Genomic DNA, 208 nt, shown 5'->3' with positions numbered 1-208 from the left:
ATAGAACAGGATGCTGAAGACCACGAACAGGAACAATACCGTCAGCGTCGCGTTGGTGTAGGCGTTGAACACCACATGCTGCATCTGCTCGATGCTCTTGGCCGGGGCCAGGATCTGGCCGGCGGCCAGGGCATCGTTGTATTTGCGCGCCAGGGCCAGGAAGCCGATCGCCGGATTGGCGTCAAACAGCTTGATCAGGCCCGCGGTG

At 60.6% G+C, this 208-nt stretch carries 1 pseudogene; it reads right to left on the bottom strand.

Annotated elements, in window-relative coordinates:
- A pseudogene (locus tag AC30D9_RS29450) lies at positions 1 to 208 on the bottom strand (carbon starvation protein A); the annotation flags it as partial.

Source organism: Pseudomonas sp. DF11 (assembly GCF_058148565.1).
This window is presented reverse-complemented; position numbering and strand designations above follow the sequence as displayed.